General features: G+C 71.1%; 14 protein-coding genes and 1 riboswitch. Of the genes, 5 read left to right on the top strand and 9 right to left on the bottom strand.

Going from position 1 to position 13,750, the window contains the following annotated elements:
- Nucleotides 1-26: 26 nt before the first annotated feature.
- The 4 genes from ABIC29_RS09950 to ABIC29_RS09935 are packed head-to-tail and all read right to left on the bottom strand — an operon-like array spanning nt 27 to nt 2,345.
- The gene (locus ABIC29_RS09950) at nt 27-791 is read right to left on the bottom strand and encodes an ABC transporter permease (RefSeq protein WP_067879636.1); all 765 of its coding nucleotides are present in this window, start codon (nt 789-791) and stop codon (nt 27-29) included.
- Complete coding sequence (locus ABIC29_RS09945; protein ID WP_116084402.1) at nt 788-1,624, bottom strand: ABC transporter ATP-binding protein; 837 nt, start codon at nt 1,622-1,624, stop codon at nt 788-790. Before ABIC29_RS09945 ends, ABIC29_RS09950 begins: the two co-directional genes overlap by 4 nt.
- The gene (locus tag ABIC29_RS09940) at nt 1,621-1,989 is read right to left on the bottom strand and encodes a DUF1048 domain-containing protein (RefSeq protein ID WP_116084405.1); all 369 of its coding nucleotides are present in this window, start codon (nt 1,987-1,989) and stop codon (nt 1,621-1,623) included. The genes ABIC29_RS09945 and ABIC29_RS09940 overlap by 4 nt, the downstream gene beginning before the upstream one ends.
- Before the next feature lie 2 nt (nt 1,990-1,991).
- Nucleotides 1,992-2,345, bottom strand: a complete 354-nt coding sequence (locus ABIC29_RS09935) for a PadR family transcriptional regulator (RefSeq protein WP_116084407.1) — start codon at nt 2,343-2,345, stop codon at nt 1,992-1,994.
- 199 nt (nt 2,346-2,544) lie between these two features.
- Here ABIC29_RS09935 and ABIC29_RS09930 point away from each other — a divergent pair, with 199 nt between their 5' ends.
- Nucleotides 2,545-3,435 carry a LysR family transcriptional regulator gene (locus ABIC29_RS09930; protein ID WP_354244919.1) on the top strand — a complete coding sequence of 297 codons (891 nt, stop codon included), beginning with the start codon at nt 2,545-2,547 and terminating at the stop codon, nt 3,433-3,435.
- 35 nt (nt 3,436-3,470) lie between these two features.
- Here the strand turns inward: ABIC29_RS09930 and ABIC29_RS09925 are convergent, their stop codons facing one another.
- Entirely contained in the window at nt 3,471-4,826 is a 1,356-nt protein-coding gene (locus ABIC29_RS09925) for a hypothetical protein (protein WP_354244916.1), read from the bottom strand.
- Between the two features lie 180 nt (nt 4,827-5,006).
- Between ABIC29_RS09925 and ABIC29_RS09920 the strand changes: the two genes are divergently transcribed.
- Together ABIC29_RS09920 and ABIC29_RS09915 are read left to right on the top strand one after the other, a co-directional pair.
- Nucleotides 5,007-5,690 (top strand): ClpP family protease, encoded by a 684-nt coding sequence (locus ABIC29_RS09920; RefSeq protein ID WP_116084412.1) that lies wholly within the window; start codon nt 5,007-5,009, stop codon nt 5,688-5,690.
- Nucleotides 5,687-6,304, top strand: a complete 618-nt coding sequence (locus tag ABIC29_RS09915; RefSeq protein WP_354244913.1) for a ClpP family protease — start codon at nt 5,687-5,689, stop codon at nt 6,302-6,304. Before ABIC29_RS09920 ends, ABIC29_RS09915 begins: the two co-directional genes overlap by 4 nt.
- Nucleotides 6,305-6,453: 149 nt before the next feature.
- Here the strand turns inward: ABIC29_RS09915 and ABIC29_RS09910 are convergent, their stop codons facing one another.
- The gene (locus ABIC29_RS09910) at nt 6,454-6,891 is read right to left on the bottom strand and encodes a helix-turn-helix domain-containing protein (protein ID WP_502915472.1); all 438 of its coding nucleotides are present in this window, start codon (nt 6,889-6,891) and stop codon (nt 6,454-6,456) included.
- 87 nt (nt 6,892-6,978) lie between these two features.
- Nucleotides 6,979-7,075: riboswitch (TPP riboswitch) on the top strand.
- On the opposite strand from ABIC29_RS09910, the gene ABIC29_RS09905 reads away from it, so the two are divergent.
- Nucleotides 7,066-8,406, top strand: a complete 1,341-nt coding sequence (locus ABIC29_RS09905) for an MFS transporter (protein ID WP_354244910.1) — start codon at nt 7,066-7,068, stop codon at nt 8,404-8,406. It overlaps the preceding riboswitch by 10 nt.
- 64 nt (nt 8,407-8,470) lie before the next feature.
- Here ABIC29_RS09905 and ABIC29_RS09900 read toward each other — a convergent pair whose 3' ends face one another.
- Together ABIC29_RS09900 and gap are read right to left on the bottom strand one after the other, a co-directional pair.
- Nucleotides 8,471-9,373, bottom strand: a complete 903-nt coding sequence (locus ABIC29_RS09900; protein WP_199471661.1) for a DMT family transporter — start codon at nt 9,371-9,373, stop codon at nt 8,471-8,473.
- Nucleotides 9,374-9,472: 99 nt separating this feature from the next.
- A complete protein-coding gene (gene gap, locus ABIC29_RS09895; protein WP_354244907.1) occupies nt 9,473-10,471 on the bottom strand; it encodes a type I glyceraldehyde-3-phosphate dehydrogenase in 999 nt (332 codons plus the stop codon).
- Nucleotides 10,472-10,625: 154 nt separating this feature from the next.
- Between gap and ABIC29_RS09890 the strand changes: the two genes are divergently transcribed.
- Entirely contained in the window at nt 10,626-11,123 is a 498-nt protein-coding gene (locus ABIC29_RS09890) for a GNAT family N-acetyltransferase (protein WP_116084891.1), read from the top strand.
- A gap of 204 nt (nt 11,124-11,327) precedes the next feature.
- Here ABIC29_RS09890 and yicI read toward each other — a convergent pair whose 3' ends face one another.
- Nucleotides 11,328-13,646: an alpha-xylosidase gene (yicI, locus tag ABIC29_RS09885; protein ID WP_354244904.1), complete on the bottom strand. Its 2,319-nt coding sequence runs from the start codon at nt 13,644-13,646 to the stop codon at nt 11,328-11,330.
- Nucleotides 13,647-13,750 lie beyond the last annotated feature (104 nt).

Here is a 13,750-nt window from a genome sequence, read left to right as displayed (position 1 = left end):
AAGCCTGGCGGCCACGAGGCATCCGCTCAGCTGAACTTGCGGCGGTAGATCGCGACGGCCCACACGTAGGCGATGACGAGGATGCCGACGAGCCAGGCGAGGGCGACCCAGATGTCGCTGCCGACCGGTTGACCGGCGAACAAGGCCCGCGTGGTGTCGACGATCGAGGTCACGGGCTGGTTCTCGGCGAACCAGGCGACCGGCGCGGGCATCGACTCGGTCGGCACGAAGGCCGAACTGATGAACGGCAGGAAGATCAGCGGGTAGCTGAACGCGCTCGCGCCGTCGACGGTCTTCGCCGAGAGTCCGGCGACCACGGCGAGCCAGGTCATGGCGAGGGTGAACAGGACCATGATGCCGATGACCGCGAGCCAGGCCGCCACCGACGCCCCGGTGCGGAACCCCATGATCAGTGCGACGCCGATCACGATCGCCATCGAAGCGAGGTTCGCCACCAGGGACGTGAGCACGTGCGCCCAGAGCATGCTCGATCTCGCGACCGGCATGGACTGGAACCGCTCGAAGATGCCGCCCTGCAGGTCGAGGAACAACCGGTACGACGTGTATGCCACGCCCGACGCGATCGTGATCAGCAGGATTCCCGGGAGCATGTAGTTGATGTACGACTCGTCGGATCCGGTGTTGATCGCGCCGCCCAGCACGTACACGAACAGCAGCATCAGTGCGATCGGGGTGACCGCCGTCGTGATGATCGTGTCGGGGCTGCGGAGGATGTGTGTCAGCGACCGGGCCGTGAGCACCCGGGTGTCGCCGAGGACGTGGGTGGTCATCGGAGTTCCTTTCCTGCCGAGGCCGAACCGCTCGCACGGGTCGTGTCGGCATCGTCCGTTGCTGCCTCGCCGGTGTGTCCGACGAGCGTGAGGAAGACGTCCTCGAGCGAGGGCTGCTTCTCGACGTACTCGACCTTCGCGGCCGGCAGCAGCTGCTTGAGTTCGGCGAGGGTGCCGTTCTGGATGATGCGGCCCTCGTGCAGGATCGCGATGCGGTCGGCGAGATGCTCGGCCTCATCGAGGTACTGCGTGGTGAGCAGCACGGTCGTGCCGCCCTTCGCGAGCTGCTTGACGGTCTGCCAGACCTCGATGCGCGCCTGCGGGTCGAGGCCCGTGGTCGGCTCGTCGAGGAAGATGACCGGCGGGTCGCCGATCAGACTCATCGAGATGTCGAGCCGGCGACGCATGCCGCCCGAGTAGGTCGCAGCCCTGCGGCCGCCGGCCTCGGTGAGCCCGAACATGGCGAGCAGGTCGTCGGCGATCGCGCCGGGGTTCTTCAGGTGGCGGAGCTTCGCGACGAGCACGAGGTTCTCGCGCCCGGTGAGCACCTCGTCGACGGCGGCGAACTGACCGGTGAGGCTGATCGACTCGCGCACGTCGTTGGGCTTCGCGGCGACGTCGAAGCCGTGCACCGTCGCGGTGCCGGCATCGGACTTCAGCAACGTCGACAGGATGCGCACGAGCGTCGTCTTGCCGGCGCCGTTCGAGCCGAGGAGGGCGAAGATGCTGCCCCGCGTCACCTCGAAGTCGACGCCCCGCAGCACGTGCAGGTCCTTGAAGGACTTCTCGATGCCCTGCACCCGGATGGCGGGGAGGGCCTGGTCGGTGGTCATCGCTGTTCCTTTCGCTTCGCGTTCTCGATGTCCTTGACGAGGCGGGCGCGCTCCTTGTCGATCCACTGCGTGCCGCCGTACGCCTGGGCGTAGGCCTCGGCGAACTCGACGGGGTCGTCGCCGACGATCTCGCTGACGGGCGTGCCGTCGAGCGCCGCGCGCTCCCAGAGGTCGGCGTGGTCGAGGAACATCTGCACGATGGTGTCGCCGTCGGTGACGCCGCCGTAGTACATGAGGTACCGGTTGACGGCGTTCGCCGCGTCGCGATAGGGCGCGGGCAGTGCCTCGATGCGCGCCTTGGCTTCCTTGTACTGCTTCTTCTGCTCGAGCGAGCCGGTGAGGGCTTCGATCCACTTCGCGGCCATGGTCATTCTCCTTCTGCTTGCTGCTTCGATTCGATGTCGTGGTGGAGCTGTTCGATGCGTTCTGCGAGGAAGCTCCACGTTCCCCAGAACTCGTCGAGGTACTCGGCGCCCGTCGCGTTCAGCGCGTAGACCTTGCGCGGCGGGCCCTTCTCGGACGGGACCTTCTCGACGTCGACGAGGCCGCGCTGCTCGATGCGGACCAGCAGGGCGTAGATGGTGCCCTCGGCGATGTCGGAGAAGCCCTGGTCGCGGAGCCGGGCCGTGATCTCGTACCCGTACGCCGGCTGCATGGCCAGGATGGCGAGGACGATGCCCTCGAGCGTGCCCTTCAGCATCTCGGTCGTCTGCTTGCCCATGGAATCCTCCTTCTGCTACTCGGTGTTGCTGACTACTGGTACATAGTAAGCATGAGTACCGGTAGATAGCAACACTGAATACCAAATTGGTCCCAGCCCGATGCGTGCTCCATCCTCGGACCGGCCGGAGGCCCGATCAACGGCCGATCGGACTACGATCGTTGACCTGTGCATTCACGATCGCGGCTGAGGGAGGCCCATGGAGCTGCGGGACATCGAGATCTTCCTCACGCTCGCCGAGGAGCTGCACTTCGGGCGCACGGCCGAACGGCTCCACGTCTCGGTCTCGCGCGTGAGCCACGCCATCCGCTCGCAGGAGATCGAGATCGGCGCCCCGCTGTTCACGCGATCGAGTCGACGCGTCGAGCTCACGCCGGTAGGCGAGCAGCTCCGGGCAGGACTCCGACCCGCCTACGACGGCATCCGTCGATCGATCGCCGACGCGTCATCCGTCGCACGTCAGTCGGCCGAGACCATCACGGTCGGCGTCATGGGCGCCCAGGCGCACGACCTCGAGCCCGTCCTCGAGGCGTTCCGCAGCTCACGTCCGTTCGCGGAGGTGCGGTTCCGCGAGGTGACGTTCAGCGATCCGTTCGGCCCGCTCCGCCGCGGCGAGGTCGACCTGGTCACCGCGTGGCTCCCGGTCGACGAGCCCGACCTCGCGGTCGGCAGCGTGCTGCGCGACGAGCCGCTGAACCTGATCGTGCCGTCGCGACATCCGCTCGCCCGACGCGCCTCGGTCGAACTCGAGGTGATGGGCGACCTCGTCGTGCCGGCGATCGCCGCGCCCGAGCCGTGGATGTCGGCGGTACTGCCGCACGCGACGGCCTCGGGTCGCCCGATCCGTCGCGGTCAGACGGTCACGACGTTCTCTGAGGTGCTCGCGCTCGTCGCCACGGGCGAGATCGTGTGCCCCGTGCCGGACGAGGGTCGCCGCTACTACCCGTGGCCCGGCGTGACGTACGTGCCGTTCGACGACGCGCCGCCCGTGCGCTGGGCGCTCATCCGTCGGACCGGCCGCGTGACCGTGCCCGTCGTGCGCGAGTTCCTCGCGGCGGCCGAGCGCGTCGGGGTCGCAGCGCAGGGCTGAGGCGACCGACGGATGCCGGTGGCCGGCCGGCGTCGTCAGGCGAGCGCCGCGCGCGCCTTCTCGTACTTCTCGGCGAGTCGCGCCTGCGTCTCGTGGTCGAGCTTGCGCAGCCGCCACGGCGCCGTGTTGTCGGCGATGTCGGCGAGCTTCACGCTGCGCGCAACGGGGTTCGTGCGGATGCGCGCGTAGTACTCGGCCTCGGGAACGTCGGGCGCGCGCGTCAGCAGCTGCACCGCCTCGATGACCTCAGGAGCGACGCCCGCCTCGCGGAGGCGCTGGGCCGTGAGGTCGGTGTCTTCGAGCACGTCGTGCAGCCACGACACGGCGACCTCGACGGGCTGGGCGATCGGGTCGAACGTCTCGGCCACGCGGCCCGGGTGATCGATGTACTCGGCGCCGAGCTTGTCGGTCTGGCCGCGATGCGCGACGAACGCGATGCCCTGCGCGAGGCCGATCTGCAGGGCGGCCGAGTTGGCGGCGGCGGGTGCAGCCGAGCGAGCGGATGCCGCGGCGGGACCGGGCGCGGCGGGCGCCGGCGCCGTCGGGGCCTGCGCCTTCGCGGCGACCGGAGCGGGTGCTGCCGGTGTCGCGGGCACCGGTGCTGCCGGGGCCGGTGCCGGTGCCGGTGCCGTCGGGGCGGCGGCGACCGGGGCGGGCGGAACCGCTCGCGTCGGAGCCGGGGCCGGGGCGGAACCGGCGACCACCGCCTCGAACTGCTCGAAGGTCCAGTCGGCGTCGGATTCCATGGTCATGTCCACGTCTTTCGTACTGCGTGCAGGGCGGTCGGCTTCTGCCGGTTCGGTCGTCTCGGAACGGTCATCGGGCCGCGGCGGGGCGACGAGCGCGAGGCGTTCGTCGGGCTCGGCGGGCTCGTCGGGCTCGTCGGGCTCGTCGGGCTCGTCGGGCTCGGGCTCGGGCTCGGGCTCGGGCTCGGGCTCGGGCTCGGCGACCAGCGTCACGGGCCCGGTCACCCGGAACGGCGTCAACGGCCCGGTCGCGCCGGCCGGCTCGCGTTCGTCGAGGAGCTCGGTCCAGGCGAGGTCGGCGAGCGGATCGCGCCCGGCGACCGGCCGCTCGAAGGCGAGCTCGTGCTCGAGCTCCGCCATCTCGTCGGCATCGAGTTCGTGCATCGACCGGATCTCGCTCATGCGGCGGACGACGACGTACCGCTCGGGCACCTCGGTCATGCGGGCGCCCGTCTCGGTCGCGAAGTACCTCGGCGTGCCGTCGACGTCGACCTCGACGATGGTCTCCTCGTACTCGCCGCCGGGTTCGAGCGAGCAGACGTGGTAGCGGAATCGACCGCCGCCGGAGGCTCGCCGATGGGTCGCCGCTGACGCGCGTGCGGCCGCACGACGACCGGGGGGCGGGTCGTCAACGGATGTCGTCACTCAGGCTCCTGGCCGTGGGGGTCGGGTTGGGGGGCGGCGCCGAAGCGCAGTCCGATCCTACGAGAGGGTCGCCGCCGGGGCATCCCCGCGCGCCGAAAGGGACGGACGGTTCAGCCCACGGCAGCACTGCCCACGGCGGAAACGCTGGCCTGCGGCATCCGCTCGACGCACGCTGGAGGCATGAGTGAAGACACCCCGGCCCCGCTGCATCCGATCGATGCGGACCTCTCGACCCAGTTGTTCCGCCAGCGCGTCGTCGTGCTCGGCACCGAGCTCGACCAGAACCTCGGCAACCGGCTCACGAGCCAGCTGCTGCTGCTCTCGGCCGAGGACCCCGAGGGCGACATCGCGTTCTGGATCAACTCCCCCGGCGGCTCGGTGACCGCGATGCTCGCGATCATGGACGTCATGAAGGCGATCCCGAACGACGTCGCCACGGTCGCGATCGGCATGGCGGCGAGCGCAGGCCAGTTCCTGCTCTCGGCCGGCACGCCGGGCAAGCGGGTCGCCCTGCCGCATGCGCGGATCCTCATGCACCAGGGTTCGGCCGGCATCGGCGGCACCGCGGTCGACGTCGAGCTGCAGGCCGACGACCTGCGCGAGACGCGCGACACGATGCTCGCACTGCTCGCCGAGCACACCGGGCAGCCGCTCGAACGCATCACCGAGGACTCGCTGCGCGACCGCTGGGTCTCGGCCGAGGAGGCGGTGCGGTACGGCTTCATCGACCGCATCGTGCACGACGCGGTCGACATCTATCCTGGCGCGCGGGGGCGCGTGCTCGGCCCCGGCTTCCGGACGGATGCCGCGAGCCACCCGCTCGCGGATCCCGCCGCCGCGGCGCGACAGGGGGTGCTCGCATGAGCAGCTACCCGATCCCCTCCGTGGTCGAGCGCCGCGGCAACGTCGAGCGCACGCTCGACGTGTACAGCCGCCTGCTCGGCGAGCGCATCATCACGCTCGGCACCGAGATCGACGACGGCGTCGCGAACGTGCTCATCGCCCAGCTGCTCCACCTCGAGGCCGACAGCCAGGAGGCGCCCGTGCACCTCTACATCAACTCGCCCGGCGGATCGCCGCATGCGGCGCTCGCGGTCTACGACACGATGCAGCACATCCGGCCCGCGGTCGCGACGACGTGCGTCGGGCAGGCCGGCGGACCGGCCGCGATGCTGCTCGCGGGTGGGGCACCCGGCATGCGCGGCATCCTGCGGCACGGACGCGCGGTGCTGCACCAGCCGTCGACCCAGGGTCGCGGCTCGATCCCCGACCTGATCATCCACGCCGACGAGGTGCTGCGCGTGCGCGGCGAGCTCGAGGAGGTGCTCGCGCACGACACCGGGCGCACGCGCGAGCAGGTGCGGCGCGACACCGATCGCGAGCTCATCCTCGATGCGGCCGGAGCCGTCGAGTACGGACTGGTCGATCGCGTCGTGGCCGTGCAGCGCGCCGGCGGGGGCCTGCCGCTGAACCCGTAGCCCGCCTCGTGGCCCGCCCCCGTAGCCCGACCCACCCGTGCACCTTTTCAGGACCACAGCGGTCATGGACGCATATTGCAGCTCTGACCGCTGTGGTCCTGAAAACGTCGGGGGCACGAACAGCTGGGCTGGTGCCGGTGCCGGTGGGTCTAGGCCGCGAGCGCGACGTCGCGGAACGAACCGGCGACCGGCGCGGACGTCTCGTGCTGCGCCGGTCCGCGAAGGCCGCGGGCCGTGAGGTCGAGCACCACGAGCGGACGCGGCGCGTGACGCACGTCGTCGCGTCCGAGCTCGCCGGCCACGCCGGCCGCGACATCGAGGAGGGTGAGGCCGAGCGCCTCGGTCACCGCCGCGAGGATCTCGCTCGAGGGCTCCTTGCGGCCGCGCTCGATCTCGGAGAGGTACTGCGTCGACACGCCGGCGGCGCTCGCGACGTCGGCGAGGATCCGCTCCTGCGCGAGCCGCTCGCGGCGCAGGAACGCGCCGAGCGCCTCCCGCCAGAGCGGCCTGCGCGTACGTGGAACGATGCGCCGCGGCATCCGTTCGTCGCCCTGCCGCCCCATCGCACCCCGTTGTTCGGCACCCATGTCGCGAGGCTACCCAGACGACGGGCGGATGTCTCGCGCATCCGCTCAGGGCAGAATCCGGCCGGCTCGGCGACCGCTAGGCTCGCGGGCAGTGACACGGGGTGCCGCGATCCGCGCGGCTGAGATCACACCCGTCGAACCTGATCTAGTTCGGACTAGCGAAGGGATGTCGCGATGAACGATCGCGCGTACGTCGACCCTGCCCACCCGCCGACGCTGCCCGGCACCGACCCCGGTGCGCTCGGCCGTGACGCGCCGCCCGGCCTCGGAGCGCCCGACCGCGCCCGTCGTGCCGTCGCCGCCGCCTCGATCGGCACGGCGCTCGAGTGGTACGACTTTTTCCTCTACGGCACGGCCGCGGCGCTCGTGTTCCCGGCGCTGTTCTTCCCGGGCGAGGACCAGCTGACCGGCGTGCTGCTCTCGTTCGCCGTGTTCGCGACCGGGTTCCTCGCGCGCCCGCTCGGCGGACTCGTGGCCGGCCACCTCGGCGACCGGTACGGCCGTCGAGCGACCCTGCTCGGAACCCTGCTCCTGATGGGCATTGCGACCGCGCTCATCGGGCTGCTGCCCACCTACGCGCAGATCGGAGCGCTCGCGCCGGCCCTGCTCGTGGTGCTGCGGCTCGCGCAGGGCGCTGCGACCGGCGGCGAGTGGGGCGGGGCCGTGCTGCTCGCGCTCGAGAGTTCCCCCGGCCGCCCCGGCGTGCGCGGCGGGCTCATCCAGAGCGCGCTCTACGTCGGGCTGATCCTCGGCAACCTCGCGTTCGTGGTGCTGGTGGCCGTGCTCGACGAGCAGCAGCTGCTGGCGTGGGGCTGGCGGATCCCGTTCCTGGCGAGCCTCGTGCTCGTCGGCGTCGGCGTGTACCTGCGCCGCCGCGTCGACGAGTCCCCCGAGTTCACGACGCTGCTCGAGCGGCGGCGCACGGCGCGGCATCCGCTCGGGGAGGTGCTTCGTCGGCCGCGCAACGTGCTCGCCGTCTTCCTCGTGCGCGCCGGCCAGAACACGACCTTCTACGTCGTGTCGGTGTTCTGCCTGAGCTACGCGGCGGGCCTCGGGCTCGAGCGGTGGGTCACCCTCACGGCGCTGCTCGTCGGTGCGGCGATCGCCGTGGTCGCGTGCCCGATCTGGGGCCGGATCGGCGAACGCGTCGGGCCGGTGCGGCTGACGCTGGCCGCACTCATCGGACTCGCCGTGATCGCCGTGCCGCTCTTCCTTGCCCTCGACACGGGCTCGGCCGTGCTCGTCATCGGCGTGGTCGCGCTGGCGATCGGCGTCGTGAACACGGCGGCCGACGGCGTGCAGCCGATGTGGTTCGCCTCGCTGTTCGACGCGAGGGTGCGGTACTCGGGCATCACGATCGGGCGCGAGGCCGGAGCGATCGTGGGCGGCGGGCTCGCCCCGCTGCTCGCCGCGTGGCTGGTCGCGACGACGGGGCACTGGTGGCCGGTCGCCGCGCTGATGGTCGCCGCCGCCGCGCTCGGCATCGTCGGGGCGCTGCTCGCACGACGGACCTGACGCGGCGCCCGTCGGCCCTGATGCCGCAGCGGGCGGGCACAGGTCGAGGAGCGAGCCGGCCCGGCTACTCGACAGGTGCGGGTTCGGGCGCGCCGGCGGTGACGGGATCGCGGCGACGGCGCGTGACGAGGTACGACCCTGCCAGCACGAACACGAACCCGACGACGGTCCAGACGGTGATGCGCTCGCCGAGCACGAGCACGCCGGCGGCGATCGCGACGGCCGGGTTCACGTAGGTGATCGCGGTCGCCTTCACCGGGCCGATCTCGCCGATGAGCGCGACCATGAGCACGAACGCGAGGGCGCTGCACACGACCGCGAGCACGATGATCGAGACCACGACCGGGGTCGACGGCCAGGCGGTCGGCCAGGCGGAGGTGGCGAACACGAACGGCACGTAGATGATCGCGGCGGCGGCCAGCGACACGGCGACCACGCCGATGCCGGGCAGGTCGGGCATCCAACGAGCGAGGATCGCCGGGCCGAGCGCGTAGCCGACGACCACGACGGACATCTCGGCCACGGCGCCGAGGTCGGACCCGGCGACATCGAGCCCGACGAGGGCGGCGACGCCGAGCATGCCGACCGCGATGCCGAGCCAGTTCGAGCCGCTGAGCCGCTCGGGTCGGCCCATCGCGAACGCGATCGCGACGCCCGCGAGCGGCACGGCGGCGAGCAGGAGGCCGGCCGTCGAGCTCGGCAACTGCTGCTCGGCCGAGCTGAGGAAGTACCAGGGCAGCACGATCTCGACGATCGTGTAGGCGAGCATCGGCCTCCACCGACGCACGACGACCACGATCTCGCGCCGCAGGAGCGCGAGCGGCAGCAGCAGCACGGCGGCCAGCGCGGATCGCCCGAGCACCACCATCGCGGGCTCGAGCTCGCTCACCGCGATCTTGATGAACAGGTACGGAATGCCCCACGCGATGCCGAGCGCGGCGAACAGCAGGACTCCACGACGCGTCACCGGGCCATTCTGACGCACGCCGCCGACATCGTCACGTGGCGGAGAACGACGGAGGGCCCCCGTCGGTTTCCCGACGAAGAGCCCTCCGGTTCGAGCGGCTCAGCCCTGCGCGAGCAGTTCGAGCGTGTCGATGACGCGGTTCGAGAAGCCCCACTCGTTGTCGTACCAGGCGACGACCTTGACGTGGCGGCCGTCGACGCGGGTGAGCGCGGCGTCGAAGATCGACGACGCCGGGTTGCCGGTGATGTCGGAGGAGACCAGCGGGTCATCGGAGTACTCGAGCACACCCGCGAGCGGGCCTGCCGCGGCAGCCTTGTAGGCGTCGAGCACCTCGTCGAGGGTGACGTCCTTGGACACGGTCGTGTTCAGCTCGACGATCGAGCCGACGGGCACGGGCACGCGGATCGAGTCGCCCGAGAGCTTGCCGTCGAGGCCGGGCAGCACGAGGCCGATCGCCTTGGCGGCGCCGGTGGTCGTCGGCACGATGTTCACGCCGGCGGCGCGAGCGCGGCGGGGGTCGCGGTGCGGACCGTCCTGCAGGTTCTGCTCCTGCGTGTAGGCGTGCACGGTGGTCATGAAGCCGTGCTCGATGCCGGCGAGGTCGTCGAGCACCTTGGCGAGCGGCGCGAGCGCGTTCGTGGTGCAGGAGGCGTTCGAGACGACGGTGTGCGTCGCCGCGTCGTACGCGTCGGTGTTGACGCCGTAGACGAGCGTGACGTCGGCGCCGTCGGCCGGGGCGCTCACGAGCACCTTCTTCGCGCCGGCGGCGAGGTGCGCCGAGGCGGCCTCCTTCGAGGTGAAGCGGCCGGTGGACTCGAGCACGATCTCGACGCCGAGCTCGGCCCATGGCAGGTTCGCGGGGTCGCGCTCGGCGAGCACCTTGATGCGGCGCCCGTCGACCACGAGCGTGTCGCCGTCGACCTCGACGGTGCGGCCGAGGCGACCGGCGGTGCTGTCGAAGCGCAGCAGCTGCGCGAGCGCCTTCGGGTCGGTGAGGTCGTTGACGGCCACGACCTCGAGGTCGGAGTCGCGCTCGAGGAGGGCACGGAGGGTGTTGCGTCCGATGCGTCCGAAGCCGTTGACGGCGATGCGGGTCATGCGTGGGTCCTTTCGTGGGATACGACTCAACTCTGCGCTCGTTCGTCCTTCGGCGACAGTGGCCTGAAAGACGCGTCCCGAAAGGATCTCGCCATGCTTGCGACATCCGATGCTCGCCCTCGGCACGATCGCGCCGCCCGATAGCCTGAACGGGATGCCGTATCGACCGATGCCGTTCTCGCTGGAGACCGAACGCCTCACGCTGCGGTTGTGGGACGAGACCGACGCGGCGGGCTACCGCGCCCTCGTCGGCGAACGCAGCGGCGAGATGCCGACCCTCGACGAGGCGCGCGAGGAGATCCGCGGTGCCCGCGAGAGCGCACCCGGGCGCGGCATCCACCTCCTGACCCTGCGGCGGCGAGGCACCGACGACTTCCTCGGCTACTGCGGCCTCGTCATCGGGCGCGCCACCATCGACGAGCCTGAGCTCGCGTACGAACTGTTGCGCAGCGCGCACGGACACGGGTACGCCACCGAGGCCGCCGCCGCCATCGTCGATGCCGCCCGCGATACCGGACGCACGCGACTCTGGTCGACGGTTCGCGCCTGGAACGCGCCGTCGTTCCGCGTGCTCGAGAAGATCGGCTTCCGCCGCGACCACACGAACACCGACGAGCACGGCGACGTGGTCTGGAGCGTGCTCGACCTCTAGCGCCCGCGGGCCGGGGAACGCACGCGGCTCGCCACGATGACGAGCCCGACGACGGATGCCGCGACGACCGTCGCACCGAACGCGGGCAGCCGCGGGCGCTCCCACGACCCTTTGCGGCTTCACGTGCATCTCGCAGCTGCACGTGAAGCCGCAAGACTTCGTCGGAAGCGCGGAAACGGGCGCCCGCACCCGCCGAAGTGATGCTCAGACGAACGTCGCCCGCCAGGCCTCGCCCGCATCGCCCTCGGCGGTGACGGTCTCCCCCGACACGGTGAACCGCGCCGACCGCCCGTCTGGTGCCGTCACCGTCACGCCCGGCGACACCGGCGTGCCCGCCGCATCCGGCGCGCCCGAGGCATCCGTCGCGCCCGAGGCATCCGTCGCCCCCGGGAACACGCGCAGCTCGAGCCCGTCGAAGTAGTCGGAGTCGGGCTTGGTGGTGTCGGCGCCGATCGGCAGCACGGCGCCCTCGCGCACGTACAGCGGCACGGTGTCGAAGCCGTGCACCTCGCGGCGCCACGAACCGGAGGAGGCGACGACCTCGCCCGTCCACCAGTTCGTCCATCGACCGGCGGGCAGGTAGAACTCCACCTCGCCCGACTCCGTGAACACCGGCGCGACGAGCAGCGACGGGCCGAGCAGGTACTGCCGGTCGAGGTAGGCGGCGCCGGGGTCGTCGGGGAACTCGAGCGCCATCGGGCGCATGACCGGCACGCCGGTCGCCGACGCGTCGAGGCCCTGCTGGTAGAGGTACGGCATGAGCGAGAGCTTCAGCTTCGTGAAGATCCGCGTCACGTCGACGGCCTCCTCGTCGAACGCCCACGGCACCCGATAGGAGCCCGACCCGTGGAAGCGCGAGTGCGTGCCGAGCAGGCCGAACGCGACCCAGCGCTTGAACACGCCGGCATCCGGAGTGCCCTCGAAGCCGCCGATGTCGTGGCTCCAGAACGCGAAGCCCGAGTACGCGAGCGAGAGGCCGCCGCGCAGGGTCTCGGCCATCGACTCGTAGGTCGAGGTCGAGTCGCCGCCCCAGTGCACGGGCAGTCGCTGGCCGCCGGTCGTCGCCGAACGGGCGAACACGACGGCCTCGCCCTCGCCGCGCTCCTGCTCGAGCACCTCGAACACGGCCTCGTTGTAGAGCTGCGTGTAGCGGTTGTGCATGCGGTCGGGCGCCGAGCCGTCGAAGTACTCGACCTCGAGCGGGATGCGCTCGCCGAAGTCGGTCTTGAAGCAGTCGACACCCTGGGCGACGAGCGCGCGCAGGTGGTCCTGGTACCAGCGCGTGGCGTCGGGGTTCGTGAAGTCGACGAGGCCCATGCCGGCCTGCCAGAGGTCCCATTGCCACACCGAGCCGTCTGGCCGCTTCACGAGGTAGCCGCGCTCGGCCGCCTCGGCGAACAGCTTCGAGCGCTGCCCGATGTAGGGGTTCAGCCAGACGCAGACGCGCAGGCCCTTGTCGCGCAGGCGCGCGAGCATGCCCTCGGGGTCCGGGAACGTGCGGGGGTCCCACTCGAAGTCGCACCAGTTGAACTCGCGCATCCAGAAGCAGTCGAAGTGGAACACGCTCACGGGCAGTTCGCGCGCGGCCATCTCGTCGACGAAGCGGTTGACCGTCGCCTCGTCGTAGTCGGTCGTGAACGACGTCGACAACCAGAGGCCGTACGACCAGGCGGGAACCCGCGCGGGCTTGCCGACGAGCTCGGTGTAGCGCTCGAGCACCCCGGCGGGCGTGCCGCCGTAGACCACGAAGTACTCCAGCGTCTCGCCCGGCACCGAGAACTGCACGCGCTCGACGGCCTCGGATCCGATCTCGTACGACACGTGGCCCGTGTCGTTCACGAGCACGCCGTAGCCGCGGTTCGTGAGGTAGAACGGCACGTTCTTGTACGCCTGCTCCGACGAGGTGCCGCCGTCGGCGTTCCAGATGTCGACCGTCTGCCCGTTCTTCACGAGCGGGCCGAACCGTTCGCCGAGGCCGTAGACGAGCTCGCCGACGCCGAGCGAGAGCTGCTGCAGCGTGTAGGCGGATGCCGCGACGCGCGCCGTGGCCTCGCGGGCGTTGCCGACGGGCACGCCGTCGAGCTGCGCGTCGGGCCTCACGCGCACGTTCGCGATCGACTTGTCGCCGGCGGAGACGATCGTGCGGCCGTCGACCTCGAACGAGAGCCCGAACGGCGCGCCGGGCGCCACGCGAACCGAGAGCCGGCCGGAGGTGAGCAGGCCGCCGGTCTCGTCGACCACGACGACGCCCTGCCCGTCCTGAGCGCCGACGAGGTCGAAGCCCTGCGGCTTCGCCCCGCCGGCATGGTGCTCGATGCGCACGCCGATGACGTCGGCCAGCGGCGAGAACAGCGTCACCGTCAGCAGCGGACGGTTCAGCGTGTCGCCGCGCTTGGCGACGACGCCCGTCGTGGCGAAGACCTGCAGGCGGTGCTCGCCGTCGGCCCAGATGTCGTACGCCTCCCGGCCGTACAGCGGTTCGATGCCCGGCCTGATCTGCCAGAACCCGTCGGTGAACTTCATGGGAGTTGGTGTTCCTTTCGAACGGGCCGCTGCCGCGGCATCCGTTTCAGTGCTCGGAGACGTGTCGCCTGATCGCGGACGTGCTACACGACCGCGCCGGCCGT

The organism is Agromyces sp. PvR057 (genome assembly GCF_040547485.1).
Taxonomy (GTDB): domain Bacteria; phylum Actinomycetota; class Actinomycetes; order Actinomycetales; family Microbacteriaceae; genus Agromyces.
The sequence above is the reverse complement of the archived record's forward strand: the minus strand, read 5'-3'. Positions and strand labels throughout refer to the sequence as shown.

Excerpts from the sequence above, each read along its gene's own strand:
- ABIC29_RS09950 (WP_067879636.1), bottom strand. The coding sequence starts at position 791 with ATGACCACCCACGTCCTCGGCGACACCCGGGTGCTCACGGCCCGGTCG.
- ABIC29_RS09945 (WP_116084402.1), bottom strand. The coding sequence starts at position 1,624 with ATGACCACCGACCAGGCCCTCCCCGCCATCCGGGTGCAGGGCATCGAG.
- ABIC29_RS09940 (WP_116084405.1), bottom strand. The coding sequence starts at position 1,989 with ATGGCCGCGAAGTGGATCGAAGCCCTCACCGGCTCGCTCGAGCAGAAG.
- ABIC29_RS09935 (WP_116084407.1), bottom strand. The coding sequence starts at position 2,345 with ATGGGCAAGCAGACGACCGAGATGCTGAAGGGCACGCTCGAGGGCATC.
- ABIC29_RS09930 (WP_354244919.1), top strand. The coding sequence starts at position 2,545 with ATGGAGCTGCGGGACATCGAGATCTTCCTCACGCTCGCCGAGGAGCTG.
- ABIC29_RS09920 (WP_116084412.1), top strand. The coding sequence starts at position 5,007 with ATGAGTGAAGACACCCCGGCCCCGCTGCATCCGATCGATGCGGACCTC.
- ABIC29_RS09915 (WP_354244913.1), top strand. The coding sequence starts at position 5,687 with ATGAGCAGCTACCCGATCCCCTCCGTGGTCGAGCGCCGCGGCAACGTC.
- ABIC29_RS09910 (WP_502915472.1), bottom strand. The coding sequence starts at position 6,891 with ATGGGTGCCGAACAACGGGGTGCGATGGGGCGGCAGGGCGACGAACGG.
- ABIC29_RS09905 (WP_354244910.1), top strand. The coding sequence starts at position 7,066 with ATGAACGATCGCGCGTACGTCGACCCTGCCCACCCGCCGACGCTGCCC.
- gap (WP_354244907.1), bottom strand. The coding sequence starts at position 10,471 with ATGACCCGCATCGCCGTCAACGGCTTCGGACGCATCGGACGCAACACC.
- ABIC29_RS09890 (WP_116084891.1), top strand. The coding sequence starts at position 10,626 with ATGCCGTATCGACCGATGCCGTTCTCGCTGGAGACCGAACGCCTCACG.
- yicI (WP_354244904.1), bottom strand. The coding sequence starts at position 13,646 with ATGAAGTTCACCGACGGGTTCTGGCAGATCAGGCCGGGCATCGAACCG.